At 69.4% G+C, this 25,998-nt stretch carries 22 protein-coding genes and 2 pseudogenes; 12 read left to right on the forward strand and 12 right to left on the reverse strand.

Translation table 11 applies throughout. The annotated features are described in order from the left end of the window. Nucleotides 1-1,739, forward strand: a 1,739-nt coding sequence (locus ACFQ7F_RS16845; protein WP_383271027.1) for a PEP/pyruvate-binding domain-containing protein, incomplete at its 5' end; no start/stop codon positions are given. Further along, nucleotides 1,736-3,064, forward strand: coding sequence for an MFS transporter (locus ACFQ7F_RS16850; RefSeq protein ID WP_383271029.1), 1,329 nt, complete (start codon nt 1,736-1,738; stop codon nt 3,062-3,064). The genes ACFQ7F_RS16845 and ACFQ7F_RS16850, both read left to right, overlap by 4 nt. Here ACFQ7F_RS16850 and ACFQ7F_RS16855 read toward each other — a convergent pair. The 6 genes from ACFQ7F_RS16855 to ACFQ7F_RS16880 all read right to left on the reverse strand — a co-directional run bounded on the left by ACFQ7F_RS16855 (nt 3,049) and on the right by ACFQ7F_RS16880 (nt 9,056). Continuing rightward, the gene (locus ACFQ7F_RS16855; RefSeq protein WP_383271031.1) at nt 3,049-3,687 is read right to left on the reverse strand and encodes a hypothetical protein; all 639 of its coding nucleotides are present in this window, start codon (nt 3,685-3,687) and stop codon (nt 3,049-3,051) included. The genes ACFQ7F_RS16850 and ACFQ7F_RS16855 overlap by 16 nt on opposite strands. A gap of 523 nt (nt 3,688-4,210) precedes the next feature. Then, the gene (locus tag ACFQ7F_RS16860; RefSeq protein WP_383271033.1) at nt 4,211-5,182 is read right to left on the reverse strand and encodes a cyclase family protein; all 972 of its coding nucleotides are present in this window, start codon (nt 5,180-5,182) and stop codon (nt 4,211-4,213) included. 15 nt (nt 5,183-5,197) lie between these two features. Then, nucleotides 5,198-5,950, reverse strand: coding sequence for an IclR family transcriptional regulator (locus tag ACFQ7F_RS16865; protein ID WP_383271035.1), 753 nt, complete (start codon nt 5,948-5,950; stop codon nt 5,198-5,200). A gap of 95 nt (nt 5,951-6,045) precedes the next feature. Then, on the reverse strand, nt 6,046-6,312 hold the full coding sequence (locus tag ACFQ7F_RS16870) for a hypothetical protein (RefSeq protein WP_383271037.1): 267 nt from the start codon (nt 6,310-6,312) through the stop codon (nt 6,046-6,048). A gap of 18 nt (nt 6,313-6,330) precedes the next feature. Beyond that, the gene (locus tag ACFQ7F_RS16875) at nt 6,331-7,671 is read right to left on the reverse strand and encodes a TRAP transporter large permease subunit (RefSeq protein WP_383271039.1); all 1,341 of its coding nucleotides are present in this window, start codon (nt 7,669-7,671) and stop codon (nt 6,331-6,333) included. Then, the gene (locus ACFQ7F_RS16880; protein ID WP_383271040.1) at nt 7,668-9,056 is read right to left on the reverse strand and encodes an NAD(P)-binding domain-containing protein; all 1,389 of its coding nucleotides are present in this window, start codon (nt 9,054-9,056) and stop codon (nt 7,668-7,670) included. The genes ACFQ7F_RS16875 and ACFQ7F_RS16880 overlap by 4 nt, the downstream gene beginning before the upstream one ends. A 378-nt stretch (nt 9,057-9,434) precedes the next feature. Between ACFQ7F_RS16880 and ACFQ7F_RS16885 the strand changes: the two genes are divergently transcribed. After that, on the forward strand, nt 9,435-11,261 hold the full coding sequence (locus ACFQ7F_RS16885; RefSeq protein WP_383271041.1) for a protein kinase: 1,827 nt from the start codon (nt 9,435-9,437) through the stop codon (nt 11,259-11,261). Between the two features lie 50 nt (nt 11,262-11,311). Here the strand turns inward: ACFQ7F_RS16885 and ACFQ7F_RS16890 are convergent, their stop codons facing one another. Next, nucleotides 11,312-11,935 (reverse strand): hypothetical protein, encoded by a 624-nt coding sequence (locus tag ACFQ7F_RS16890; protein WP_383271043.1) that lies wholly within the window; start codon nt 11,933-11,935, stop codon nt 11,312-11,314. A 73-nt stretch (nt 11,936-12,008) separates the two neighbouring features. Between ACFQ7F_RS16890 and ACFQ7F_RS16895 the strand changes: the two genes are divergently transcribed. After that, the gene (locus ACFQ7F_RS16895; RefSeq protein ID WP_383271118.1) at nt 12,009-13,598 is read left to right on the forward strand and encodes an APC family permease; all 1,590 of its coding nucleotides are present in this window, start codon (nt 12,009-12,011) and stop codon (nt 13,596-13,598) included. A 62-nt stretch (nt 13,599-13,660) separates the two neighbouring features. On the opposite strand, the gene ACFQ7F_RS16900 is transcribed toward ACFQ7F_RS16895, so the two are convergent. Further along, complete coding sequence (locus tag ACFQ7F_RS16900; protein ID WP_383271044.1) at nt 13,661-14,905, reverse strand: DUF418 domain-containing protein; 1,245 nt, start codon at nt 14,903-14,905, stop codon at nt 13,661-13,663. A 184-nt stretch (nt 14,906-15,089) separates the two neighbouring features. On the opposite strand from ACFQ7F_RS16900, the gene ACFQ7F_RS16905 reads away from it, so the two are divergent. Together ACFQ7F_RS16905 and ACFQ7F_RS16910 are read left to right on the forward strand one after the other, a co-directional pair. Continuing rightward, a complete protein-coding gene (locus ACFQ7F_RS16905; protein WP_383271046.1) occupies nt 15,090-15,755 on the forward strand; it encodes a response regulator in 666 nt (221 codons plus the stop codon). Further along, the gene (locus tag ACFQ7F_RS16910; RefSeq protein WP_383271048.1) at nt 15,752-16,864 is read left to right on the forward strand and encodes a sensor histidine kinase; all 1,113 of its coding nucleotides are present in this window, start codon (nt 15,752-15,754) and stop codon (nt 16,862-16,864) included. The genes ACFQ7F_RS16905 and ACFQ7F_RS16910 overlap by 4 nt, the downstream gene beginning before the upstream one ends. 34 nt (nt 16,865-16,898) lie before the next feature. Here the strand turns inward: ACFQ7F_RS16910 and ACFQ7F_RS16915 are convergent, their stop codons facing one another. Continuing rightward, on the reverse strand, nt 16,899-17,834 hold the full coding sequence (locus ACFQ7F_RS16915; RefSeq protein WP_383271049.1) for a LysR substrate-binding domain-containing protein: 936 nt from the start codon (nt 17,832-17,834) through the stop codon (nt 16,899-16,901). A gap of 135 nt (nt 17,835-17,969) precedes the next feature. On the opposite strand from ACFQ7F_RS16915, the gene ACFQ7F_RS16920 reads away from it, so the two are divergent. From ACFQ7F_RS16920 to ACFQ7F_RS16930, 3 genes are all read left to right on the forward strand, one after another. Continuing rightward, nucleotides 17,970-18,902 carry an NAD-dependent epimerase/dehydratase family protein gene (locus ACFQ7F_RS16920; protein WP_383271051.1) on the forward strand — a complete coding sequence of 311 codons (933 nt, stop codon included), beginning with the start codon at nt 17,970-17,972 and terminating at the stop codon, nt 18,900-18,902. Nucleotides 18,903-18,958: 56 nt separating this feature from the next. Next, nucleotides 18,959-19,501 carry an NADPH-dependent F420 reductase gene (locus ACFQ7F_RS16925; protein ID WP_383271053.1) on the forward strand — a complete coding sequence of 181 codons (543 nt, stop codon included), beginning with the start codon at nt 18,959-18,961 and terminating at the stop codon, nt 19,499-19,501. Nucleotides 19,502-19,589: 88 nt separating this feature from the next. Continuing rightward, the gene (locus ACFQ7F_RS16930; RefSeq protein WP_383271055.1) at nt 19,590-20,093 is read left to right on the forward strand and encodes an SRPBCC domain-containing protein; all 504 of its coding nucleotides are present in this window, start codon (nt 19,590-19,592) and stop codon (nt 20,091-20,093) included. A gap of 150 nt (nt 20,094-20,243) precedes the next feature. On the opposite strand, the gene ACFQ7F_RS16935 is transcribed toward ACFQ7F_RS16930, so the two are convergent. Continuing rightward, entirely contained in the window at nt 20,244-20,615 is a 372-nt protein-coding gene (locus ACFQ7F_RS16935) for a hypothetical protein (RefSeq protein WP_383271057.1), read from the reverse strand. Nucleotides 20,616-20,621: 6 nt separating this feature from the next. Here ACFQ7F_RS16935 and ACFQ7F_RS16940 point away from each other — a divergent pair, with 6 nt between their 5' ends. Continuing rightward, complete coding sequence (locus ACFQ7F_RS16940; protein ID WP_383271059.1) at nt 20,622-21,437, forward strand: helix-turn-helix domain-containing protein; 816 nt, start codon at nt 20,622-20,624, stop codon at nt 21,435-21,437. 90 nt (nt 21,438-21,527) lie between these two features. On the opposite strand, the pseudogene ACFQ7F_RS16945 reads toward ACFQ7F_RS16940, so the two are convergent. Next, nucleotides 21,528-22,244, reverse strand: a pseudogene (locus ACFQ7F_RS16945) (SDR family oxidoreductase); the annotation flags it as partial. A gap of 405 nt (nt 22,245-22,649) precedes the next feature. Beyond that, a complete protein-coding gene (locus ACFQ7F_RS16950) occupies nt 22,650-24,161 on the reverse strand; it encodes an SMI1/KNR4 family protein (RefSeq protein ID WP_383271061.1) in 1,512 nt (503 codons plus the stop codon). A 212-nt stretch (nt 24,162-24,373) separates the two neighbouring features. Here ACFQ7F_RS16950 and ACFQ7F_RS16955 point away from each other — a divergent pair. Continuing rightward, nucleotides 24,374-24,612, forward strand: a pseudogene (locus ACFQ7F_RS16955) (hypothetical protein); the annotation flags it as partial. 132 nt (nt 24,613-24,744) lie between these two features. Then, nucleotides 24,745-25,947: a Tn3 family transposase gene (locus tag ACFQ7F_RS16960; RefSeq protein ID WP_383271063.1), complete on the forward strand. Its 1,203-nt coding sequence runs from the start codon at nt 24,745-24,747 to the stop codon at nt 25,945-25,947. Nucleotides 25,948-25,998 lie beyond the last annotated feature (51 nt).

The following is a 25,998-nucleotide window of genomic DNA, read 5'->3' on the forward strand; positions in this document are numbered from 1 at the left end:
GTGTGCTGTCCCTGCACACCGAGCAGGAAGCCGATGGCCGCGAACGCACGTTTCTCGTCCTGGAGACGACCGAGGCCGACACGATGCACGGCGAACTCCTGGACTTCTTCTACGAGTTCGTACGCGCACGGGTCGACGGCAGGCTCCCGCTGCTCCTCAAGCCCGCCAACCACGGGCAGGAGGAGGCCCTTGCGGCCATCAGCGAACTGCGCGTGCCGCGCATCCTGAGCCACGAGCTCTTCGGCTCCAGGGCCCGGACGCCGCTGAACCCCGGCGAGGCCACCGGTCGGCTGCGGTTCTTCCCGACGCACGAGGAGTACGCGGCAGCCGAGGCCGGGCTCGGCTGGGCGGACATCGTGGCCATGCCGTGCCTGCCGGACGACGTGCCCCGGGTGGCCGGATTCCTCAACACGGCGCCGATCACCCCGCTTTCGCACACCAATGTCCTCGCCTCCGGCTGGGGCATACCCAACGCGATCGTGCGCGACCTGGAACAGCTCGTCGCGAAGGACGGCCTGGACGGCGCGTGGGTCCGCTACCGGGTGCGCGAGGATGAGATATCCCTCGAACGCCTTGACCACGAGCCGGCCCTGCAGGCTCCGGCCTGGCACCAGCAGCGCATCCGCCTCGAACCACCCCTGCTCGAAGACGCCCCCGTACTGGCCCTGCACCGGCTGCGCAGCGCCGACCGCGACCGGTACGGCACCAAGGCGGCCAACCTCGGCGAGCTGCACCACGTACTCGACAGCCGTACGGCCGACCTGACCGCCTTCTACGGGCGGCCACGCCCGCCGCGCGACAATCTCTACGGGCACCTCGCGGCCCGCCTCGGCCTGAGCGCACCCTCCGCCGGTGAACTCCGCACCAGAGCAGCCGAATTCGTGGCCGGTGCGGTCGGCGCCCCGGAGGGCGTCGCACTCCCCTTCGCGCTCCAGCAGCGCTTCCTCGCCTCATCGCCCGCCCTCCAGCAGGGCATCGGCAAGCTCAAGATGGCACTCGAACTCGACGCCACCGACGTCTTGGACTCGCTCTGCCTGCAACTCCAGCACCTGATCAGGAACACGCCCGTCCCCGGGTCGGTCACCCGGCAGATCGACCAGGCCTTCCCTGCCGCCGCGGACTCGCGCGGACGCCTGGTGGTGCGCTCCTCGTCCAACGCCGAGGACCTGCCGGGGTTCTCCGCCGCCGGTGTCTACGACTCCGTCACCACCGTCCACGGCACCGGCCAACTCCTGGACGCCGTACGCCAAGTGTGGGCATCACTGGTCTCGCCCCGCAGCGTGCGCCTTCGCCACCAGGTCGGCATCTCCCTGGACGACACCTACATGGGCGTGATCATCCAGGAGTACGTGCCCGCCTCCCTCGGCGGCGTCCTGGTGACCTGCAACCCGACCCGCCGCAAAGACTTCCGCAACGTCTACCTCAACTGCTCCCCCGGCTCCCCGGAGCAGGTGGTCGACGGTTCGGTCCTGCCGCAGCAGTACTTGTACAACACCGTGGAGGGCGGCGGCCGTACCGTCGCTCTGGGTTCCTGGAGCGACGGACTTCCCGCCGCCACCCGCGCCCGACTCGCCGACCTGTCCCTGACCGGGCGACTCCTGCAGTCCCACTTCAGCGGGACCGACGTCAGCGGGTCCGACGTCAGCGCGTCCGACGTGGACAAGCCGCTGGACATCGAGTGGCTGATGACCGAGCGGGGCGACTTCCGCCTTGTCCAGATCCGCCCGTACGCGCTGTGAGGCCGCGCTCCGGCCGACCGGGGACGGACACCGGTCTGACAGCCACCGCCCGCCGCATCATCCACCTCAACTACGGCTTCCAGCTGCTGTTCAACCTGCTGTGGTGGATGCCGGTGTTCTACGCCTACCAGAAGGCGGCCGGGCTCTCGGACGGGCAGATCTTCGGCATCCAGAGCATCTACTACGTGGCCTTCTGCCTGTTCGAGATCCCGACCGGCCTGATCGCCGACCGGATCGGCACCCGCAACTGCCTGCGGGCCGGGGCGGTGGTCATGACGGCGGCGAACCTGGCTCCGGTGCTCAGCGCCTCCTACACCGGCTTCCTCATCCACTTCCTGGCCATCGCCGCGGGCCGTTCCCTCACCTCGGGAGCGGCGAGCGCCTATCTGTACGACGGTCTACGGGCCGAGAAGTGCGACGAGCAATACCTGAAGGCGGAGGGCACCGCACGGGCCCTGGGCCTTGCGGCGAAGGTCGTGTGCTGGCCGCTGGTCGGGCCCCTGATGGCAGTCGCCCACTCGGCTCCATATGTGCTCAGCGCCGCCAGCGCGGCGGGCTCCCTCGCCTGCGCCGTCGCGCTGCCACGGCTCGCGGGGCCTGGCGGCAGTCCGGGCAAGGCGGCCGAGCGGTCGGACGGAGGACGCAGGGGCGGTGCTTTCCTGCGGGACGCGGGCTCCGCACTGCGCCTTGTCGCCTCCTCGCGGTGGCTGGCCCTGGTGATGGTGCAGGGCGTGGCTGTCTTCACGCTGTCCCGGATCTGCCAGGTCAACCTCTTCCAGCCGATCCTGCTCGACCACGGCATCGCAGAGGCCTCGCACGGCGGGGTCCTTGCCGCGATGACGGTGGCGGAGGCGGTGGCATCGGCCCGCCCCCAGTGGCTGAGCCGTCGTCTGCCACCGGTCGCCTGGGTCTCGATTCTCAGCCTCGCGCTCGCTGGCACGTTGGCGGCCATGACGCTCGGCGGGCCGTGGACCGTCGTCGCGCTGCTCTGCCTGTTCGCCGCCGCGACCGGCTTCGCGTACCCCATCCAGCGCAAGCTGGTGAACGACGCGGTGCCCCCGCACGCCCCGCGCGCCACGCTCCTTTCGGTCGAGAGCATCGTGGACCGCGGGGTGTGCGCACTGGCCGCGGTCGCCGCGGGCGCCTATCTCTCCGCCGGGCACCTGGACGCCCTGCTGTGGCACAGCGCGCTCGCGGCGGCGGTACTGCTCGGGGCCTTCCAACTCCTGTTGCGCAGCGGGCTGGTGAAGAAAAGTCAGGAAACGTCCCCCTCGGATGCACTTGACACCCCGGCGCACGCGGACGTCGATCAGCGGGGCCGATGACCGAGAAGTTCGACCAGTTGGACCGGGAGGAACGCGGGCAGGTGGGGCCGGCCGACCTGGTACGGCACGAAGCCCAACGAGGAGGCCACGGTGACCTCCTCGGCCGTCTCCGCCTGGTAGACGACTCGGCAGCGGCCCGAGTCGGCCTTCGCACGCTGCCAGAGGGTGGGAGCCGGTTTGCGTTCAGCCTCGGTGCGCGGAGTGAGGATCCGGTCGCCGAAGTCCTGCCAGGCGAAGGGCGCGGGCCCCTGCCACGTGGCGTCGACCTCCTTCTTCAGCCTGGCGGCACGCTCGGCGTCGGTCGCGCCCCAGGAGGACGGAACATTGGTGATCAGGCCGACTCTGATGTGGCGTTCGCGCAGGGCCCGCAGATAGGAGGCCGCGCCGGGCTGGTAGCCGGTGCTTCCTTCTTCAGCGGTGTGCACGAGGGTCTCGCCCAGGTCGAAGTACACGATGGGGCAGGCGCGTTCGGCATCCGCGCGCGCGACGGAGGCGGTTCCCGTGACGCCGCTCGCGTTCGCAGGCACAGCCGCACTCGCCGCGGCGCAGAGCACGGTCGACACCAGGGCTGTGCCCAGCGCGAGGCCCATACGGACCGAGCCCTTCGAGACGGATCTGTTCATGGCGTCGTCGCCCCTTCTCCTTGCGCACCACAAGCCTGATGGCTCTCTCCGGTTCGCTGGTCCACCTCGCTCTACCCCTGAACACCGCGCGGCACTCGGGTCCCGTAGCGCCATGCCGCTCCGTAGCGTGCTGATTATTTTTTTGATCTCGTAGCGCAGAAGCGCCAGGCCGTTCTCGAACGAGGTGGCCTCGACCAGCTTCAGGTCTTGCCCGTCCTCGAAAACACGCGTTCCCTTGCCGCTTCGACGAGACGACGAACTTGGTGAGGTGGTTGAGCTTCTCGCCGTACTCCCCCTGCTCCTCGGCGTTCGGCCAGTAGTCCTTGGACTGGGCGTAGATGTTCGCGCCGAGAATCATCGTGTCGACCGAGTCGATGAACCCCATCACGCTTGCCTTGAACGCAGGTTCGGTCTTCTCGGAGAAGGGCTCCCCCGACACGAAGCTGAGCCCGCCGCCCTCCTCCGCCGTTGGTCGACACTGCCCGGCGGGTCGGCGGATCCTGCCGCCTTGGCGTGAACGCCGTCAGCGCAACGCCGTCGCGTTCGCCGGGGAGCCGACCCCGCCCGTCAGGTGCAGCGGCTTGACGGTGACGAGGCTGTCCCAGCGCCCGGTGTCCCGGCAGTCGGCCGCCAGCTCGGCGAGGTCCCACAACTCGCCCAGGGGCAGGCCGAGTTTGGCGATCAGTTCCTGGTGCATCATGCCGTCGTCCTCTGGTGCCGATGTGAGGAAGTCGCTGGTGGGGAGGGTGGGCAGCACCTCGACGGCGAAGGTGTCGGTAGCCATGAGGGCGATGTGGTGGTCCCAGCACCAGGCGGGGAAGGCGCGGGACTGGGCGAAGCCGGTGGCTCGGCGGGCCTCGCGGGCCTCGGCCCGGGTGGCGGCGTCCGCGGTCAGAAACCAGTGGGCCCAGCCGGTGTGGACGAGGACGAGGTCGCCGTGTTCGACGCGGCAGTTCTGGGCGGCGAGAGCGGCCTCGATGTGGTCCGGGGTGAGGGCGGGGCCGGTGGCGTGGTCGAGCGGGGTGCCCTGGCCACGCAGGTGGCCGTCGATGTCGACGAGGAGGCCACGCCCGACCAGAGGGGTCTGGGCCCACAGCTGGACGCCGAGGCGCGGACCGCGCGGGACGATCTCCTCGTCGGGGACGCCGTTGTAGAAGCCGTGGCCGGAGGCGCGCCGGTGGCGCAGGCCGTCGACCTGGGTGGTGGCCTGAAGGTGGAAGTTGTCCAGGACGTCGTCGCGGGCCTCGGAGTGCTTGGCCGTGATGCGGTGCTCGGGCAGTCCCCGGGCCTTGGCCATGGGCGGGTCGAAGGCGTCGAGCGCGTAGTCGAGGCTGATCGCGCGGCCCTCGCGTACGCATGCGGCGGCCCGCCGGACCTGCTCCGGTCCGGCGAACTCGGCCATGCCGCGCTCCGGTTGGCCGGTGAAGAGGTGCCAGCTGGAGCCGGCCGGAGCGTCGGTGCGCTTCAGGAGTTCCTGGTAGGTGGGCAGCGGCATGGGCGGGGCTTTCGGTCAGGGGCAGCGGGCGGCGATGGCCTCCGCGGCGCGGCGGACTTCGGTGATGACGCGCGGGTACTCGCCTTCGGGCAGGTCGGTGCTTGAGCCGACGATGCTCACAGCGCCGAGCAGGGTGTCGCCCTGCAGGATCGGGGCGCTGACGGAGGTGACGTCCAGGACGCGCTCGCTGTACGAGAGGGCGTAGCCGTCGGCGCGTACCTTACGGAGTTCGGTGGTGAGGTCTTCGGCGGTGATCTGCTTGCCGGAGGCGAGGGTGAACGGGGTGGCGGCGGCGACAAGACCGGCCTGTTCGTCCTCGGAGAGCCAGGCGAGCAGCGCTTTTCCGGCGCCGAGGTGCAGGGGAAGCTTGTCGCCGATGGGCAGCTGGTAGCGCAGTGGGTTTCGGCCCTCGACCCGGGCGACAGGGACGCGGGCGGCACCGACCCGGACGAAAAGGGTCGGGGTGAGGCTGGTGGTGGCGGCGAGTTCCTGCAGGACAGGCATGGCGACGGGGCTGAGCCGGTTGTTGACGAGGAAGGCGTGCGCGGTGGCGACGGCGGCGGGACCGGCGAGATAGCCGGTGTCCTCCTTGGCCGCATAACCGCGCTCGACCAGGACGTTGAGGATGCGCTGGGCAGTGGCCACATGCAGTCCTGCGCGGCGGGCGACGTCGCTCAGGCGCAGCGGGTGGCGGGCGTCCTCAAGGACGCCCAGCACGTCGAAGGCCCTGTCGACCGAACGCATCGGGCTGGCGGGGGTGGTGGCCATGGACGGAACTCCTGCGGGCTCGGGCAGCGACACCGGGTGTGCCGTTGCCCGACAAGAGTTATCAGATGGTGAGTAGGCGGCCTCAGGGATGCCGCCTACTTTCCGGCCGCCCCGGCCGACTGGGGCTCCGCGGATGACTCGGCCTGCTGCGGCTTCTTCACGTAGGAGAGCAGGAAGGCGATCAGGCCGCTGACGCTGGCCGCGATACAGGTGGGCGGTCCTGCGTGCTCCTCGACCGCGGTCACCCAGGCAGCGTCACCCAGCGCGATCCCCGCCGCCTGGCCGAGGACGATCACCACTCCCCCGATGAGGAAGGCGATCACGCTGAGCCGGAAAAGGAAGGGAAACAGTCGGGTGGGCATGGCACGTCTCTCCTCGGGTCAGACGGGCAGGACACCGGTCGCCACAGCGACACCGATGAGCAGGATCGGGATGCAGTAGTAGCCGAGCAGCGGTACGAAGGTCCGTGCCGGGTCGACGCCCGCGATGCCGCTGGCCACGTAGATCGGCGCCCCGGACGGTGGCGATGCGCCCTCGGTCGAGGCGAAGATGAGCGCGGCGACGCAGGCGGTGGCCGGTTCGACCCCGGCACCGATCAGTGCCGAGACGGCGACCGGGCCGATGGCGGCCATCGTCGCGCTGCCGGTCAGCGGGATCGCGACCGCGACCACGAGAACGCCGACGACCAGGGCAAGGACCCACAGCGGCGCGTCCACGTTCCCGAGCAGCTCGGTGAGCTGCGCGGGCAGCCCGAGTTCGCCCAGCGCGTTGGCCGCGGAGAAGGCGCCGACGATGGTGACGCCGAGGACGCCGAATTTCGGCGCGGCCCCGCCGAGGAGATCCCACCAGCCCTTGCCGGACTTCGGCAGGTGACGACGGCCCAGGACCAGCACGATCGCCACCATCAGCACCGGTATCCAGGTGATCAGGCTGATCGCGTCCGACATCTTGACGCCGTCGAGCCAGGAACCGAGGGCCCCGGCCAGCGGGCCGCGGGTGAGCAGCAGCGGGATCACGATCCCGCCGAACAGCATCAGGCTGGTCCAGCCCACGCCCAGACTGCGGCGCAGCGGCTGGACCTCGCTGCTGTCGGCCGCCTGGATACCGTGCCTGCGGATCATCACGAACGCGGCGATGAGCCGTACGAGCAGACACCACAACCCGCCGATGAACAGCGGCACGACGACCTCGTCCGTGGAGACCACCGACGCGACGCCCGCCGAGCCCATGAGGATGAACATGGTGGAGGAGAACGGGAAGGTGATCCCCATCCCTGCTCCGCCCGCCGCCACGGTGGCGGCGAGATGCCCGCTGACCTGGGAGCGTTTCATCCACGGGATCGTCACCGAGCCGACGGCGGCCGTCACGGCGGCGCCGACGTGCGCGATCGCGCCGAACACACCTGCCGCGACGGTCGAGGTGTAGATCGGGCCGCCGCGCAGCCGTCCGAGCAGCGAGTTGAGGATGTCAAGGAGGTGGTCGAGGACTGGCGTGCTTGCCAGCAGATAGCTCATGAAGACGAAGGCGAGCGCCGCGAACGTCACCTCCTCCTGCATCGCTTCGGCCAGGCTGTGCCACATCACCGAGCCGATGTCGCCGCCGGCGAAGGCGCCGGTGACGACGAACCCGACGAGCATCGCCTCGCCGATGTTCCGCTTCAGCGCGGAGTTCCAGACGATGATGGCCGCGATGTAGCAGACCAGAGCCCAGATCGCGGTCACGAGGCACCTCCGGAGGGGACGGCGCCCGCGCGGATGGCGGCGCGGCGTCCGGCTTCGTCGGCCTCCACCGCCCGTGCCTGGGCCAGCACCTTCGCGGCCTCTTCGGCGGGGACGACAGCGACGCCGTCACTGTCGCCCACGACCACGTCGCCAGGGCGGCACACCAGGCCGCCCACGGCCACCGGCACGTTCACATGCCCAGGACCGAACTTGTACGGCCCGGCCGGGGACAGGGCCCGCGCCCACACAGGGAAGCCGATCTCAGCCAGCACGTCCACATCCCGCGCGGCGCCGTCAAGGACCATGCCGACCACGCCCTTCGCCTTGGCCCGCTCGGCGATCAGCTCGCCGATCAGCGCCCGCGAGGTGTCGCCCTGGCCGTTGACCACGATGAGGTCGCCCGGCTGCGCGATCTTGATGGCCTCGTGGATGGCCTTGTTGTCACCGGCCCGCGTCCACACCGTCAATGCCCGCCCGATCACCCGCGCGCCCGCCCACAGCGGCCGGATCGCGGAGTCGGCGAGGGACAGCCTGTCGACGGCGTCACCGATGTTCGCCGTGGCGATGTCCGCGTGTGCGGCCAGCAGCTCGTCGCTCACCAGCGGCGCGCTGCTCAGCCCGGCCGGGCTGGCGGCCAGGGTGTGCACATGACTGATCGCCCGGGTCAGCTCCGCGTCCAGACGCAGGTCCGCCATCAGCTCTGCGGCAGCCGCCACCTCGAAGGCCCGCCGCTCCCCGTGCCGCGCCGTCCCCTGGTACAAGCGGTCCAGGGTGCTCTCGCCGCTCGCGAGTTCGGCCGCGATCTGCTCCCGCACCCACTTCTCGTCGCCGGCCGCGCGGCCGGCCTCCACGGTCTGCGTGATGATCGCGCCCAAACCCTTCATGAAAACGCTGCGCAGCAGCTTGCGCGCCGAAGCCGCACCGGGCTCCGCGCCCAGGTCCTCCACCGGCGCTCCCAGCGTGCCGAAGTGGGCAGCCACCTGCGCGGCGCCCGCCCCGCTCGTGACCAGCGGGGTGCGGTGCCGGTAGGTCGGCACCGAACCGATCACCGACACATCCGCGAAGACGACCCCCGGCGACTCCTCAACCACTTGGGCGATCTCCCGCTTCAGTTGGGGCGCCGCCGCATTCATGTCGGCGAAGACGGTGCCGGCTGCCAGCTGCGGGGCCGCCTCGCGGGCGACTGCCGAGGCGACCTTCCCGCCCGTCAGACCCAGCACCAGGTCACATCCCTGGACCGCGGCACGGACGCTGTCCGCGCGTTCCACGCCCTCCGGCGTGGGAACGTCCCCGGGATCATATCCGGCCACCCGCCAGCCGCTCCCCTGGAATCCGCTCGCATACAGACTTCCGGCTTCGCCCAGTCCGAGCACTGCGACACGCATGTGTGGCCTCCTTGCCACTCACCAAGGGTTCTCATTGTCTGATAACTCTTATCGCTTGATGAGTGAGATGGATGTTGCCCGGACGTGAAGCGGGCGTCAAGAGCGTGAAAATGATCGATCAAACGGACCGTCCTGGCGAAGCTCAGTGGCTGGAAGTAGCCGCTGAAACCGCCGGCTCACGAAGCCTCCGAGACGAGGCCTGCAGAGGAACGCGTGCGTCGCTGTGCCCAGAACCGGCTGGACGCACTTCGCTGATGCCGCTGAGAACCGTCCCCTCCGGCAACGCGTCCCTCACTTGCACCAGTTACATCAACAACGCCTATTCTCATCGGAGTTACGCCGTTGACCAGGCAGGAAGAGTCGGGGAGCCACAGCATCATGAGCGGTACGAACGGGGACGTACGCGACGAGCGGGACGACAGGGCCGACGGGGGTATCAAGCCGCTCGCGGTCGGCGACCCCTCACGCATCGGGCCGTATCTGCTGCTCGGGCGGCTCGGCGCTGGTGGCATGGGGCGGGTGTTCCTCGCGCGGTCGGACAGCGGGCGGACCGTGGCCGTGAAGGTGGTGCACGAAGAGCACGTGTCCGACGAGCACTTCAGGGAACGGTTCCGGCGGGAGATCGAGGCGGCGCGGAAGGTCGGGGAGCAGTACACCGCGCCGGTGCTCGACGCGGGTCCGGGCGACGAACCGCCGTGGGTCGCCACGGGGTACGTTCCCGGGCTCTCGCTCGAGCAAGTCGTGCGGCGGCACGGCCCGTTGCCGACCGCGTCCCTGCACGCACTCGCCGACGGACTGCTGAAGGCGCTGAAGGACATTCACGGCGCCGGGATCGTGCACCGCGACCTGAAGCCGTCCAATGTGATGCTCACCGTGGACGGCACCAAGGTCATCGACTTCGGGATCGCTCGGGCGCTCGAGACGTCCGTCGAGTCCTTGTTGACCAGTACGGGGATGGCCATCGGCTCGCCCGGGTTCATGTCGCCGGAGCAGGTGCGCGGGCAGCGGGCGGGGGCCAAGAGTGACGTGTTCACCCTCGGGTGCGTGCTGACGTACGCGGCGACCGGGCAGCTGCCGTTCGGGCAGGGGGCAAGCAATCAGCACGCGGTGATGTTCCAGATCGTGGAGGGCGAGCCCGATCTGACGCGGGTCGAGGACGCCTCGCTGCGGGCGCTCATCACCCGGTGCCTGACGAAGGGAGTCGACCAACGGCCGGACGTCGACGGGCTGTTGGAGGATCCGGAGCGGACACTCCCCCGCGCCGCGCCCGGCGTCTGGCTGCCTGCCGGCGTCGTGGCGCACCTCGCTCAGCAGTCGGCACGCCTGCTCGACGCCGAGGCGGAACCGCTGCGGGAGGAGCCCGTGGACCTGGCCACCATCGGGCTGCGTCCGAAGGACGGGCCTCCCGGAGACGTCCCGGAAGACAACAGCGCCACACTGCGGGGGCCGGAGCACGAACAGCGGCCTCGCCGGCGCCGCAAGCTCATCGTGCTGCCCATCGTCGCCGTCATCACCGTCGGCGGCGGCACGGTCGCCCTGATCCAACCCTTTGGAAGTGGCGACGGGGACGGTACACACGCCCGGCCGCCGGGCAACAGCGCAAGTGCCACTCCTGGTGGCAGCACATCGCCGCACTTGCCCGGCAGTTCACCTTCCAAGGGAGGGAAGGGGAAGGGCGGGGACGACGATAAGGGCGAGGACGACAAGAAGGGGCAGGACGACAAGAACGGGGCTGGTGAGCCCAACTCAAAGGAGAGTGAAGGCAGTTCAGCCGTCGGCGACAGCGGCTCCGACAGTGACGGCACCGACGTCAGTGACGGATCCGGCTCCAAGGGGTCGGAGGGCTCCTCGGGCTCGGACGGCGGAGATTCGTCGGGCTCCGGCGGCTCGTCCACCGGCTCACGGCCGCCTGCCATGAAGAGCTACAAGGCGGTGTACACCAACTCCTGTGTCGGCGCGTGCGACATGCCGATCAAAATGAGCTGGCCGGCGGTCTCCCGGGCAACCAAGTACGACGTCCATTACACCAACAAGGGCAGCAACTTCACCGAGAAGAACGTCGACACCATCTACTCCACCGGCAACACCAGCTACACGATCAAGGGCCCGTACTCCGGTGACGAGATCTGCGTAACGGTACGCGCGGCGAACAAGCACGGCGCTTCCGCCTGGGCGGAGACCTACTGCGACACGGTGCCCTACTGACGGCGGCGGCCGGGCGGCGTTGGTGGACGGAGTCCTGGCCCCATCGATTCTCAGGCGCTTTCGGTCAGGACGTCGTCCAGCCAGTCGTACACGCGGGCGAAGGCAAGGCGCTGGGCGCCGGCCTGGCAGTGCGCGTCCGCGCCCAGTACGTCGGTGAACTCCAGCAGCGTCTTCGGGCAGGTCAGGTGCTCGTGGAGCAGTTCGGGCTGCCCCTCGAAGAACACGTCGTCCGCGGCCGAGCAGACCAGGGTGGGGCAGGTGACCTTCTGGGCGATGCCGTCGCGCAGGTGATAGTCGAGGAAGGTGGCGAAGAGCCCGCGCGGGGTGTCGGCGCCCATGACGTACATCCCCTGGTCGACGACCCAGCGGATCTTGGGACCGGCGGCCACGGCCGCATCCACGGCGGCGTCGAGCTCGGGATCCCGGTCGGCGCGCAGCCGCCGTTCGGCCTCGGCGCGGTCGAGGGACAGGAGGTCGATGGCCATGTCGCCCAGGTCGTAGACACCGTCGAGGGCGATGAGGGCGGCGATGCGATGGTCGAAGCATGTAACCGGGTGGCCTTCGTCTTCGACGCGCCCCTGGGGCGCCCGTGGCTCCGCGCAGCGGTCCTGCGCGCCGACAACCCACGTACGCGGCCTACCCGACGGCGCGGGACGGGCCGCGCTTCGGCACACGCGACGTGCCGCGTGGCACGCTGACCCCCGTGGGTCCGTGATCGTCGAGGAGGTTTGCCACGTGGCGCAGCAAATGCCGGCGAAGACTGCCGGTTCCCCGGACGTCCGCGCCGAGGAGAGCCGTCTGCGCAAGGACCTGGGGTTCTGGGCACTGACCGCGATCGGCTTCTCCAACATCCTCGGCTCGGGCTGGCTGTTCGCCGCCATGTACGCCGCCCAGACCGCAGGACCCGCCGCGCTGCTCTCCTGGATCGCGGCCGGCCTGCTCTGCGCGCTGGTGGCCCTGGTCATGGTCGAACTCGGCGCCACAAGGCCGGAAGGCGGCGGCACGGTCCGCTGGCCGCTTTACGCGAACGGCCGCCTTGTCGGCACGGTCGTCGGCTGGTCCGTCATGCTCTCCGTGGGCGGCACCGCGGCAGAGATCAGCGCGATCATGCAGTACGCCGCCCACTACGTGCCCGGGCTCTACGACGGCGGCAGCCTCACCGCGTCGGGCCTGGGCGTCGCCGCCGCACTGAGCGTGCTGCTCACCGCGCTGAACTGGTTCGCGGTGCGGTTGTTCGCCCGCATGAACAATCTGGTGTCGGTGTTCAAAGTCGTCGTCCCGGTGCTCACGGTGGCCGCCCTGTTCCTCTCCGGCACCCACTCGGGCCGCCTCACGGACCACGGCGGGTTCGCCCCGTACGGGTACGCGGCCTGCCTCACCGCACTCGCCGGCGGCGGCATCGTGTACTCCGTGAACGGGTTCCAGGCCCCTCTGGACTTCTCCGGAGAAGCCCGCAATCCGCGCCGCAACGTACCCGCCGCCGTCCTCACCGGAATCGGCCTCGCGGTCCTTGTCTACCTCGGGCTCCAACTCGCCTTCCTCTACACGGTGCCCGACTCGCTGCTCGCGCACGGCTGGCAGGGGGTCAACTTCGAGTCGCCGTTCGGTCAGCTCGCTCTCGTCCTCAACCTGCACTGGCTCGCCACACTGCTCTACGCCGACGCGGTGGTCTCCCCCGGCGGCTCCGCCTACGTGGGCGTCGCGATCGACGCCCGCCACACCTACGCCCTCTCGAAGAACGGTCTGCTGCCCCGCTTCTTCATGCGCATCGATCCCCGCTCCGGCATCGCACGCCGCGCCCTGGTCCTCAACCTCGCGGTCATCATCGTGTTCATGCTGCCGTTCGGCGGCTGGCAGGACATCGTGAGCGTGATGGGAGACATGTACCTGATCATCTACGCCGCCTCGGCGGTGGCCGTGGCGTCCTTCCGGGCACACGACAGGGAGCGTGGCGTGCCCCTCCCGGACGGCCACATGCCGGGCGTGCGCTGGATCGCACCGGTCAGTTTCGTCGTGGCGACCGAGTTCGTCTACTGGTCGGGCTGGGACGACCTGCGGATCGCCCTGCCTCTCGTCCTTGCCGGCGTGCCGCTGTTCCTGCTGCAACGACGCAGGACGGCTGCAGGCAGTCCCCCGGCGGAGGAACTGCGTCAGGGCGCCTGGCTCGTGTTCCACCTGGCGGCACTGACCCTGTTGTCGTGGCTCGGCACTTTCGGTGGCTCCGGACGGCTTCCGGCGCCGTACGACTCGGTCGTGGTGGGCGTCGCCGCTTTCGCGGTCTTCGGGTGGGCGGTGCGTTCGGGCGCCGCCCACCTCCGCACGAACCCCGCTCACTGAGGGAGGACAGGCGTTCCCGCGCCCCGTGCGGCTGACACGGGGCGCGGCACGCCGGGGGGAGGTCACTTGATGTGGCGGGTGATGCGGGTGGCGCTGTACAGCAGGTACTCCAGCGGGCCGCGGCGCACGTACCGCGTCCAGAGGGTCGCCAGGAGCATGGCGACCCCGATGAACTCGGCCAGCGCGATCAGGGCCGGGCCGGTCGCTTCGTCCATGCCGATCATGCGGATGGCGACGATGTGGGCGACGTACGCGGTCAGGGCGACCATGCCGACGGCGGCGACCGGCCGGGCCAGTCGTGTCAGGCGCGGCATCCGGGCGGCGGCGGTGACGCAGGCGGCCACCACGAGCAGGGCGACACCGGTGTTGCCGAGGATGGAGAACGTGGTCTGGCTGTGGGGCGCGCCCACCAGCAGCCAGGCGGCGGGGGTGTCGTCGTTGAGGTAGCCGACGGTGTCCGACCACCAGGCGGAGGCCGCACCGTCGCCGTCGGTGGCAGCCGCGATGGTGGCGCGGGCGTGCGGGACGAAGTGCAGAGCCAGCCAGGAGCCGCCGTAGCCGAGCACGGCCAGGGCGCCGCCGGTCCATGCAAGGCCGGTACGGATGCGGGCCCGGGTGAGGTCGAGGCGGGCGAGCGCCATCCCGGTGAGCATGAACGGCATCCAGGTGAGCACCGGGTACTCGCCGGTGAACAGCAGCTCCAGCAGGCCGTCGGTGTCGCTCAGGCGCGCGAGGGGGTCCGCGGCAATGAGCGTGTCGCCCCAGTCACCGTCGTAGAGGGCCCGCCGGATCGCGTAGAGAATCACCGGCATGACCAACGCGGTGGCGGCGGCCAGCAGTGCCAGGGTGCGGGCCGGCAGCCGGTGGAGCGGCAGCAGGAGCAGGAAGAGCAGTCCGTAGAAGGAGAGGATGACGTCGACGTCGGTGTCCAGGGCGGTCAGCGCATAGCCCCCGGCGATCAGGATCAGTGCGCGGATGACGATGCGGCCCGCGGCCTGCCGCCCGGGCCGACCGGTGTGCGGCTGCGGGCGGCCGGTGATGAGGACGAGGGAGAACCCGGCGAGCAGCGCGAACAGTGCGGAGGAGCGTCCGCGGGCCAGTTCGGCGACAAAGCCCAGCGGTCCGCCGATCGTCGGTTCGGGGCCGACGTGGGCGGCGTACATGCCGAAGACTGCCAGGCCGCGTGCGAGGTCGATGCCGATGAGGCGGCCGGCCGAGAGCGGACGGGCGGCGCTAAGCGGCCGGTCCGGTTGCGGTAAGGGCTGCGTTACGGCGGGTGCGGGGACCAAGGGCGCTTGGTGTGTCATGACTTTCAGGCTGACGACGCACCGCGTCCGGGCCTATCCGGCAAGTGGCCACCGTCCTCCAGCCGACCGGCTGGATGCCTTCCGTCGCCCAGCGGATAAAGCGCCGTAGGAACTTCCGGGCGCCGCCCTGCGTGGTACGAATCCTCAAGCAGTCCCACGTCGACAGCCGATAAGGGGGACGCACGTGATTCGCGTACTGGTGGTCGACGACGAAGCGTTGGTCCGAACAGGCTTCGAGCACATCCTGTCCGCAGCCGACGACATCGAAGTGGTGGCCGCGGTCGCCGGCGGCCAAGCGGTGCAGACGGCCGAGGAGCTGCGCCCGGATGTGGTGCTCCTTGACATCCGGATGCCGGACGTGGACGGACTGACGGTCCTTGCCCAACTGCGGCAGTTTGCCGAGAAGCCGGTGGTGGCCATGCTCACCACGTTCGACATGGACGAATACGTGGCCGCTGCCCTGCGCTCGGGGGCGGCCGGTTTCCTGCTCAAGGACACTGACCCGGTACAACTCCCCCTGCTGGTACGCAATTTGGCTGAAGGCGGCGTCGTACTGTCCTCCTCCGTCACCCGTACCGTCGTGCACGGTTACCTCGACAGCGGCCCCCAGCAGGCCGCGATGCACCGCGTCCGGGAGCTGAGCGACCGGGAACGCGCCGTGCTGGTCCTGATCGCCGAAGGACTGTCCAACGCCGCCATCGGGGCGCGGATGCACCTGAGCACCGGCACGGTCAAGGACCATGTGAGCGCCGTGCTGTCCAAACTGCAGGTCGTCAGCCGCGTCCAGGCCGCCCTCCTTGCCGAACGCGCCGGCCTGCTCAAGGCACCGGACCCACGGGAGGAGAAGTGAGGGACCGTCGGATACCCGCGCCGGTACTGGACGCCCTGCTCATGGTCGTCTCTCTGCTGGACATCTGGGTGAACGAGCAGTCGGATGAACCGCTGCGCAGAGGCGCCGCCCTGCTCGCCACCGCGGCTCTGGCACTGCGCCGCCATGTGCCACTGCCTGCTTTCCTGCTCACGCTGCCCGCCGCCCTGGTCAGCGACGCGATCTTCGCGCCGCTGGCCGCGCTGTACTCCCTGGCCTCCCTCAACCGCCACCGACTGCTCCTGGCGGCCTGCGCGCTGACTCTGGCCGCCTGCGACCTCACCCACTGGAACTGGCCCGCACCGGAGTTCACCGACTTCTCCGATTCCTCCGACCTCGTCACTGTCACGTACAGCCTGGCCACCGCCACCGCGCCGGTCTTCCTCGGCCAGCTCGTCCAGGCCCGCCGTGAGCTGTCGCTGCGGCTCGTCGAGATCTCCCGGGCCCGCGAGCACGAGCGTGAGCTGCTTGCGCAGGGCGTGCTGGCCAAGGAACGTGCCCAGCTCGCCCGGGAGATGCACGACGTGGTCTCCCACCAGGTCAGCTTGATCGCGGTACGCGCCGGAGCGCTCCAGGTCGCCACTCCCGACGCCGCGGCGCGCGAGGCCGCCACCACCATCAGACAGTTGAGCGTGCAGACCCTGGAGGAGCTGCGGCACATGGTCAGCGTCCTCAGGGCAGCCGGCAGCCGTCCCGCCGAACTGACCCCCCAGCCCTCCCTGGCCGACCTGCAGCGCCTCGTCGACACCAGCGGCATCGAGACGCGGTTGCACACCGACCTGCCCGACGCCCTGCCCCCACCGATCCAACGCGCCGTCTACCGCGCTGTGCAAGAAGCCCTCACCAACGTCCGCAAGCATGCGCCCGGCGCCACGGCCGTCATCCGCATCCGGCAGGAGGACGACCTCCTGCACGCCGCCGTCACCAACAGCGTGCCCACCCGGCCCGCGCTGCTCCTGCCCGGCGCCCACCACGGTCTGGCCGGACTGCGCCAGCGAGCCGAACTCCTGGGCGGCACCGTCACCGCCACCCCGACCTCGGACGGCGGCTACGAACTCCACCTGCGTCTGCCGCTGCACCAGACACCGTGACCAGCCGTCGACCCCGGTCGACGTCACTCCCCCCCTAGCGGCCAGGCACCCGACCACCGGCATCGTCCTGTGCGAGCTGAGTGCGTACACCGCGAGGCACACGCAGGCCGTGGGTGCGCAGGTCGCCGATGAAGCGTGCGACGAGCGGATCCGGTTCCGCGGACGTGACCGCCACCAGCTGCCTGACCCACCGCGGAGAGAACGATCGCACTGCTCCCGGAAACCCATGGCTGACCGCACTCACGGGGCACACGGCGATTCCCAGACCAGCAGCGGCGAGCTGGGGGGCCGCCGCGGTTACCGATGTCCTCATCACCGTCTCCGGGTGGACTCCGGCGCGGGCGAAGGACTGGTCGAGCCAAGCGCTGAGGCCGTTGTCCGGTGCGAAGTGAACGAGCGGCGCACCGTCAAGGTCCTCAAGGCGTACGGCCGACTGCGCGGCCAGCGGGTGGTCGGTGGGTGCCGCCAACACGATCTCCTCCTCGGCGACGGCGGTGATCGTGAATCGGCCGGCCGAGGGAGCGGTCAGCACCGCCACGTCGACTTCGTCGGAGTCGACGAGGCCGAGCGCCTCGTCCATCGCCGTGGATTCGCGCAGCGTGATCGCGACCTCTGGGTAGCGGCGATGCCACTGGCGAATGACCGCAGCGAGCAGCGGCACCGTGAGGCTCTGCGCACAGGCCAACCGCAGGGCTCCTCCGGCCGCTTGACCCACTGCACGCGCCGACCTCACCGCAGATGCGGCCGCTTCGATCGCTCGTCTGGCATCCGCGACGGCGGCCCGCCCGGCGGGAGTGAGCTTGACGCCGCGGGGCTCGCGGCGAAGCAGGACCGTTCGGGTCTCGCGTTCCAACGAAGCGAGCTGATGAGAGACAGCGGGTTGCGAGGAGTGCAGCAGCAGTGCGGCCTGCGTGATCGATCCGGAGTCCGCGACCGCGACAAGACACTCCAGTGCCCGGAGAGAAGCCATCCAAAAATTTTATCGCAACCCTTCAAAGCATGAGTGGAGCGAAGGGAAGACCTGTGGATCCCTGATTGCTCTGATCTACGACACCTTCTCGCTCAAAGCAGGCGAGGGGGCTCACGCAGAGCGAAGGAGAGGTTCATGGCACAGGTGTTTGTCACCGGCGGTTCGGGGTTCATCGGCCAGGTGCTGGTACGTCGGCTTCTCGACGAAGGGCACTCGGTGGCTGCTCTGGTGCGAAGTGAGGTATCGGCCGCAAAGGTCTCGGAGCTGGGTGCGGAGCCCGTGCGGGGCGAGTTGGCCGACGCGACCACGTGGCGGAACGATGTGAGGGGCAGTGACGTGGTGTTCCACCTAGCTGCCGAGACGGATATCACCGCTGATCGTCAGCGTCATGAGCTTGTGTCGGTTCGCGGCACCCAGGCAGCCGTCGAGGCGGCCCGCTACGCGCAGGTTCCTCGGTTCGTCCACTGCGGGAGCGAAGCGGCACTCCTCGCCGGTACCCCGCTCGTGGACGTCGACGAGACCGCGCCGCTGCGGCCCGACTCGGAAGCCGCCTACTGTGCGGTGAAGGCCGTGGCCGAGAAGATCGTGCTCGACGCGAACACCCCGGACTTCGCCACGGTGTCGATTCGCCCCAGGTTCGTCTGGGGTCCCGACAGCTTGCTCGTCGAAAGCTTGGTAGCGGCGGCAAAGGCAGGGCAGTTCGCTTGGATCGGCGGCGGCCGGCACACAACTGACGTCACATTCGTCGAGAACGCCGTCGAAGGGCTCATGCTCGGATGGCGGCGTGGCCGACCAGGTCAGGCCTACTTCGTCACTGACCGGCACCGCGTCACCCTGCGCGAGTTCCTGGAGACCCAGTTCGAGATCTATGGCGTCGATATCCCGATCCCCGATCTGGACGCCGAGACCGCCGCTCGCGAGGTCCCCGTTCCCGCTCGTTGGTTCCTCGGGCAGCAGTGCACCCTGCGGACCGGCAAGGCGGTGGCCGAGCTCGGATACGAGCCCATTGTTCCGCACGCCGCCGGTCTGGACGCCGTCAGAAATTCGGTGGCCGTCAGCCGTGCGTGAACCGTCATCCGCGTACAACCGGCATACGTCAGCATCCAGTTGAGGGAAGACACAGAATGAAGATCGTCACGATCGGAAGAGGAATGGTCGGCGGAGGACTGGCCGCCCTGTGGCGGGCAGCAGGCCATGAGGTCGAAGAGCTGGGCCGCGACGGCGGGGATGCCTCGGACGCGGACGCCGTCCTGGTCGCCGTACCCGGCCCAATGATCTCGAACGCCCTGAGCAAGGTGACAGGGCTCGACGGGAAGATCGCGGTCGATGCGACCAACATCATGCCTGCACGGCACGGCAGCTTCCCGTCATACGCCGAGGAGGTGAAGTCCTTCACCCATGCTCCGGTGGCCAAGGGCTTCAACATGAACTTCGGAGCCCTGTACGGCGAAGTACGCAAGCAGCGAGTGCGGCCGAGCAACTGGTACGTCGCCGACGAGGGAGCCCGAGACGTCACCGAGCACCTCATTCGCGACGCCGGCTACGACCCGGTGCGCGTCGGAGACCTCTCACGCGCCCGCGACTTCGAAAATGCGGTCTGGCTGCTCATGGGTATCCAGACGGTCGGCGGCGTGTTTTACCGGTTTGCCGTTCCCGGCGACCTCTGAACGAACCGCGGCTCGGTCCCGACTCGGTCCCGACTCCGGCTGACAACGCAACGTGACTCTCCGCAAAGCCCAGAAAGGAAAACAGCCGATGCATGACAAGGTGAAATGGCCCGAACGGTATGACCCAAATATTTCGGCTCTCTACGCGCTCAACGATATCGACGTGAAGGCGCCACCTGAAGTGGTGTGGAAGTTGCTCGTAGACGCCGAGAACTGGTCGAGCTACTTCCCGCCCGAAGATCACGTCAGGATCCTGAGCGGTGAGTCGGTTTTGGAGCTCGGCACCAAGTACAGCCGGGTGACGGTGGGATTTCCCATGACTCTCAACGTGACGGAGTGCGAGCCCTCCACGCGGCTCGCGTGGGAGACGACAGTCGACGGCGACGAAACCGGTTCGAGCGCGTACCACGGCTGGGTGATCACGCCCACGGACGATGGCTGTCACGTGCTGACCGAGGAAACACAGCAGGGCCCCTTCTTCCTCGAGGAGATCGGCCGTAAGCATCCCGGTGCGCTCTACCGCTATCACCAGGACTGGGTCGAACGCCTCGCCCGTGCCGCAGAGGAGGAAGCGGCGAAGCCTGCGGCCTGAACCGCACGAATGCATGGGCCCGGGCGGGGCGGAAGCCCGATCACGTCGCCCTGCCCCTCGGCTGCCAAGCCGTCCGCCAGGGCGTCCGTCCGGGCACCAACGTCCCGGCGCCCACGGCGACGAGGCAATGACTGCGGAGCTGGCTCGGCGTCAGGTCGCGGACCTGGCCACCGCAACCGCCCAGGCGATGTACAGGACGTTCACCACCAGTCGGGCCACCGCACCGGCCGGCCGCTCCAGGAGCCGGGGCCGGTCCGGCCGCGCGCCTCGCAGCGCGTCCACGTGGGACACCAGGTAACAGGTGATCAAGGCGGCAGCGGCCCAGCCCCCAGCAGGCCTGCTGCACGGAACCAGCACCAGCGCACCCACCACGGCCTCCGCCACCCCCGTGACGGCCACGATGAGCCGCTCCCGGCGGAGCCATGGGGGTACCAGCATCCGGAAGTAGCCGGGGGCCAGGAAATGCATGATCCCCGTGACGATCAGGAACACCGCCAAGACGGCGGCAGCGATAGCGTGCATGGCACGATGATCCGATCACCTCGCGCCTGGGCACTTGAACAAAACGATCGCCGCATCGTCTTTGCCTCCGGCCCCGAAGCGACGATGTTCGCCGAGTCCCGCCCGTTTGCCGTCGCCCCACACCGGCTGCCCGCGTGGAAAGCCGTGCTGCCGATCGGCGGCCACGCCCAACTCCACCGGCCGGGACGGCCCGTGACGGCGGCGCCCGGACTGCTTGTTCCGCCCCAGCTGGCCCATACCTGTGCGGCGACCTCGCCCTACATCGCCCTGTTCATCGACCCCTGGCTGCTGCCTTCCCGCCCGGAACCGATAGCGCTCGGTGCAGGCGAGGTCTGCCGCCTGCTCGCCGCGCTGGGCACCCCAGATTCCGACGGCCCCGGCACCGGCGTGGACCTGACCGCCGGATACGCCGAGTTGCGAACACTCGCCGGGCGACCATCCCTACTCGATCCGAGAGTCACCCACGCCATCGACCTGTGTACGTCGCACGAGCCGGACCTGCCCATCGCTTCCGTCGCCATCGAGGTCGGCCTGTCGGCCCCGCGGTTGCGCGCCCTGGTCCGCCAGGACGTGGGCATCACGCTGTCCCGCCTTCGCCGATGGGGCCGGCTCCGCACGGCAATCGCTGACCTGCCGGATTCGACTGCCGCCCTGGCCGCAGCAACCGCAGGCTTCGCCGACCAGGCCCACCTCACGCGTACCGCACGGGACTTCATCGGGCGCACACCTGCCTCTCTGCAACGCACTGAAGCGATGTACAGCTACGTACGCGACTACGGGAGTCGTTCGTCGTCCAGTCCGGGGGGCAGCTTCGTACCGTGAAAGGTGATGTCTTCCAGTTTTGAGGGCACTTGAGGAGCCGGCCCGTTCAGCCGGGTATGCGCTCAATCCGGGACGACCCGGCGCCGCCTCTCAGCTCGCGAACCGAACGCCGGTCAGCTCTTCGGAGACCCGCCATACCCGCTGGGCCTCCTCGGTGCCGCGGAGGCGGCTGTACAGCGTCTGCTCCGCAGGGGGGCCGCCCATGTTCCCGGGCCCGCTGGGTCCGTAGAAGGCGCCACCCCGGGAGTCGGGCGAGGCGGCGGCGTACAGGGCGGGAAGCTTCGCGCTCTGTACGGTGCCGACCATGATGCCGCGGGCGGACAGGAGACGAATGACGCGCACGCCCAGGGTGTCCTTGGCGCGGCCGACCTCGGGGCGGGCGGCGAGCAGGCTCGTCGGCGCGATGCCCGGGTGGGCCAGGTTGCTCGTGATGCCCCAGCCCTCGGCCTCGCTGCGCCGGTGGAGTTCGAGGCCGAAGAGGCCGAGGGCGATCTTGGACTGGCTGTAGGCGTGCATACCGTCGTAGGACCGCTCCCAGTTCAGGTCGTCCCAGTTGATGCCGTTGCGGTTCGCGGCGATGCTGAGCTGCGAGGTCACCCGGGCGTGCCCGGCCCGCAGCAGGGGCAGCAGGTGGCCGACGAGGGCGAAGTGCCCGAGGTGATTGGTGCCGAACTGGAGCTCGAACCCGTCGGCGGTCGTCTGCAGGTCGGGCGGCGTCATGACACCGGCGTTGTTGACCAGGAGGTGGATGGACTTGTCCTCGGCGAGCAGGGTCTTGCCGAGGGCCGCGACGGAGTCCAGGGAGGAGGGGCAGTTCCGGCAGGTCGGAGGCCGGGAAGCTCACCTGGAGCAGTTGGAGTCCGAACCGTGACGGGAGGCTCTTGCTCATCCCTGCGTCCATCGGCTTGATCTTCACGTCCCACGGTTGCTCTCTGCGAGCCTGTGCATGCCGGAAAACGCATCCGCGCGGGTCAGTTTCTGCTGAAACACCGCCACGCCCGTGCGAGTGCCAAGCGACGCCCCGGCCGCCCACGCACCCACGCCTCGATCCGCCGCCTGGTCCTCCACCTCACCGCCGAGCCCCGCCTGGGGTTACCGCCCCATCCACGGCGAACTCGCCCTCCTCGGCATGCGTGTCGCACCGTGCGGAACAGTCCGACCGCCTGGGCATTCGCCGACACCACCGCCTCAGTCGTTCAAGTTGGTTCTGTCCTACGTGTGTTCCGGCAGTCGGCCGGTGTAGCACCGGACGTCGTGGCTGTCGGCGCCCAGGCTCACCGCCCATGTGGCCAGAATCCCGGGCGATGGAGTGTCGGCCAACACAGCGACGGCCAGGCCGGGCGGGCGGCCGGCATTCTGGATGAGTTCGTGCCACTGCTCCGCACGCATCGCCAGGTACCGCAATCCCGGTATCCGGGTGACCACTTCAAGATCGCGCACTGCGGCTCGGGACAGATCCAGCCCGTACAGCCGGGGGCAGTCCCGCAGCGGCGCCAGTGAGCACGGCTCGGCCGACCGTACCGTCACCGCTGCCAGCGCAGGATGCTCCGCTAGCGGCGCCAGCTCAGCGTCGCAGACCACATGCACGTGACGCACGGAAGCCTCTGCCGCCGCTCCTGCACTGCCTGTTCCGCTCTGCGCACCCTCGGCGGTGTCGCCGCGGCGCTTCGGCAGCCCCGCCTCGATCCACAACTCCTCACTGTCGGGATCGCACGTGTAGTCGCCACGCTCCAATGCTGCCAGCTGCAACCGCAACAGCTCCGTCACCGACTCGGCCACGTAGACAGGGCCGTTGTCGTGATGCAGTCCTATCCTGATCACCTGCCCCGGACGCCCACCCTCGGCCGGGTCCATGTCCACCGCCAGGAAGTCGCCACCAGTACTCTCCGCGAAGATGATCCAGCCGGGGCGATCAACCGAGGATCGCACCCGGGCAGGCGGCAGACCGTCGGGCCCCTCGAAGCGCACTGAACCGAGCGTGTGGTCCTTCCAGGTGTCGCCCGCCGCCCACCACCGGTCCGCGTGGTGCAGGGCGACCAACTGGTCCAGACGCAGCCAGGGATGGCGGTCGAAGAGCCGTGAACCGCCGTCCCCACCGTCACCGTCAGCCACTGCGTACAGTGCGCGCAGGTCGTCCGGGAGCCGCACGCCCAGCGCCCGCTCAAGGTCCTTGATCTCCTCAGCATCCCGGGGAGCGGGCAACTCATCCCCGAAACGCTCAAGGGGTCCTGGCTCCCGTCCGAAGACCTCGGCCCGCTTGCACAGGTACGCCCACAGCAGGCGCACCGCCTCCAGCGGATCCCCCGCCTGCACGGGGTTCGCAGGTCCGGCCTGGAGATCACCGGCGTCGGGCGGCCGGACGTCAGGCCGCAGGACATAGACATGGTCCGTCGCTCCAAGTGCACCGCCCGACCTGCGCACCACCGCCCTGCTGGTCACTGCCTCGAACCGGCCATCGGGATACACCACCAGATCGATCGCCAGCTCGTCGGCCCCGGTGTCGTCCAGCTCGAATATCTGCTGCATCTGCTTGGGCGTTCGCATGGATCCGGGGCGCAGCCTGCCGTCGGCGAGAACATTGACGGCTTCGTCCCCACTCGTGCCGTGCCGGTCGACACGAGCGCAGGTCGACGCCCGCTGCCAACCCTTGGGCGCCCCCTTGGCCATACTGTGCGCCATGCGCTGCAACAGCGCGGTGATTTCCGGGTTCTGTGGGCTGATCACGCGGCTCCCTTTCACTTGTCGCCAATCGGGTCACTTCGGCCTGTGTGTGGCCCCATTGCAACATCAGCCACCGACAATCTGACCACGCAGCTCAGAAGCCTGGTCGGTGCACGTTCCGCGCCTTCGCCCCCACCGTGGATCGCGAGTCACCACGATGTTGCCGCGCTGGAGGCGGAGCTCACGCAGCTGGAGGCGGAGCTCACGTACATGGCTACGGCCGGCCGACAGCGGAACAGGGCGGTGAGGAGGCCGCACGCGCGGCTCGACTGATCGCTCAGCACGCCGACCGGCAGCTCGACGTCCGGCGTCGCGCCCTCTTGCTGCTGGAGAGCAGGAAGTGCCTGCAGGCTCGGCCGGCCCGCGTGAGCTGGCCCTTCTGCGCGACCGCGCGCTGGCCACACTGGCCGATGAGGGCCGCCAGCAGGTCTACGGCACTCATCGCGATGGCCTGACACCCCGTACCGGCCCCGGAGTCCTAGCTCAGACACCAGCCGCAAAGCAGGTCGCGGGTAGCTGGACGGATCCCGTTTCCCCCTTTGGCACGGTCGTTGGTCTGATCGAGTGATCGAGGCCAAAGGGGGGCGTGCGGCAAGAGTGGTCGCCAGAGGAGCTGTTGGCGAACTGGACGCTGGTGGACGGCGACTGGGACCTGGTGGCGAACAAGAGTGGGGCGACCCGGCTTGGCTTTGGCCTGTTGCTGAAGTTCTTCGAGCTGGAGGGCCGGTTCCCCGATGTGTTGGAAGAGGTCCCGTCGGCCGCGGTGGAGTATGTCGCGGATCTGGTGAAGGTCCCGGCCACCGACTTCGCGAAGTACACGCTGGTGGGCCGGACCGCCGAGTACCACCGCAAGCAGATCCGCGAGGCCCTGGGGTTCCGGCCGTCGACGGTGGCAGACGAGAAGGCGCTGGCCGAGTGGCTTGCTGTGGAGGCCTGTCCGGTCGAGCTGGTGGAGGACCGGCAGCGCGAGGCCCTGCTGGTGGAGTGTCGGGCGCGGAAGACCGAGCCACCGGGCCCAACCCGGCTTGAGAAGGCGCTGGTTGCAGCGCGGGGCAAGTGGGAGAAGACGTTCTGCGCCCACACGATCGGCCGCCTACGCGAGGTGGGCACGGCGCGGCTGTTGTCCCTGGTGGCCGAGGACAACGAGCCGGGTACCGCCCTGCTGGCCGGCTGGCCCGCACTCGGGCCCTCCCTGACGCGGCCGATCCGCTGGGACCTGATCGAGCAGCAGTACGACCAGATGGTGAAGTACGCCACCGCGCTCCGGCTCGGGACGGCGGAGGCCGAGCAGGTTCTGCGGCGCTTCACCCGCGGCGGCCCCAAGCACCCGACCTGCCAGGCTCTCGAAGAACTCGGCCGCGCAGTTCGTACGGTGTTCGCCTGCGATTACCTGGCCAGTTCTGACCTGCGTCGGGAGATCCACGGCGGGCTTCAGGTCGTGGAGAACTGGAACAGCGCGAACACCCTGCTCCACTACGGCAAGGACGGCGCCCTGACCGGCCCGGACAAGGAGCACGCCGAGACCTCGATGCTCGCCCTGCACCTGCTCCAGTCCGCGCTCGTGCACGTCAACACCCTGCTGGTGCAGCAGGTCCTGGCCGAACCGGCCTGGGCATCGAGGCTGAGCGAGGAGGATCGGCGCGGCCTGACCGCGCTGTTCTGGTCCGACGTCAACCCCTACGGCACCTTCCGCCTGGACATGGACCAGCGACTCGACCTGGGGCTCACGGTGCCCCGTGCCCGTGGCGCGACAGACACCGCCGGTCGATCACGTGCGGAGACGCGATGACGAACTTCCGGCAACCCGCCGTCCGGCAGGGTGGCGTGTCCGAGCAACGGC

It is taken from the genome of Streptomyces sp. NPDC056486, from assembly GCF_042795295.1.
Classification (GTDB): domain Bacteria; phylum Actinomycetota; class Actinomycetes; order Streptomycetales; family Streptomycetaceae; genus Streptomyces.

Bases quoted from the DNA above. Each gene is read 5' to 3' on its own strand.
- ACFQ7F_RS16930 (WP_383271055.1), top strand. From the start codon at position 19,590: ATGCATGACAAGGTGAAATGGCCCGAACGGTATGACCCAAATATTTCG.
- ACFQ7F_RS16900 (WP_383271044.1), bottom strand. From the start codon at position 14,905: ATGACACACCAAGCGCCCTTGGTCCCCGCACCCGCCGTAACGCAGCCC.
- ACFQ7F_RS16935 (WP_383271057.1), bottom strand. From the start codon at position 20,615: ATGCACGCTATCGCTGCCGCCGTCTTGGCGGTGTTCCTGATCGTCACG.
- ACFQ7F_RS16920 (WP_383271051.1), top strand. From the start codon at position 17,970: ATGGCACAGGTGTTTGTCACCGGCGGTTCGGGGTTCATCGGCCAGGTG.
- ACFQ7F_RS16880 (WP_383271040.1), bottom strand. From the start codon at position 9,056: ATGCGTGTCGCAGTGCTCGGACTGGGCGAAGCCGGAAGTCTGTATGCG.
- ACFQ7F_RS16860 (WP_383271033.1), bottom strand. From the start codon at position 5,182: ATGCCGCTGCCCACCTACCAGGAACTCCTGAAGCGCACCGACGCTCCG.
- ACFQ7F_RS16865 (WP_383271035.1), bottom strand. From the start codon at position 5,950: ATGGCCACCACCCCCGCCAGCCCGATGCGTTCGGTCGACAGGGCCTTC.
- ACFQ7F_RS16870 (WP_383271037.1), bottom strand. From the start codon at position 6,312: ATGCCCACCCGACTGTTTCCCTTCCTTTTCCGGCTCAGCGTGATCGCC.
- ACFQ7F_RS16885 (WP_383271041.1), top strand. From the start codon at position 9,435: ATGAGCGGTACGAACGGGGACGTACGCGACGAGCGGGACGACAGGGCC.
- ACFQ7F_RS16940 (WP_383271059.1), top strand. From the start codon at position 20,622: ATGATCCGATCACCTCGCGCCTGGGCACTTGAACAAAACGATCGCCGC.
- ACFQ7F_RS16925 (WP_383271053.1), top strand. From the start codon at position 18,959: ATGAAGATCGTCACGATCGGAAGAGGAATGGTCGGCGGAGGACTGGCC.
- ACFQ7F_RS16895 (WP_383271118.1), top strand. From the start codon at position 12,009: ATGCCGGCGAAGACTGCCGGTTCCCCGGACGTCCGCGCCGAGGAGAGC.
- ACFQ7F_RS16855 (WP_383271031.1), bottom strand. From the start codon at position 3,687: ATGAACAGATCCGTCTCGAAGGGCTCGGTCCGTATGGGCCTCGCGCTG.
- ACFQ7F_RS16915 (WP_383271049.1), bottom strand. From the start codon at position 17,834: ATGGCTTCTCTCCGGGCACTGGAGTGTCTTGTCGCGGTCGCGGACTCC.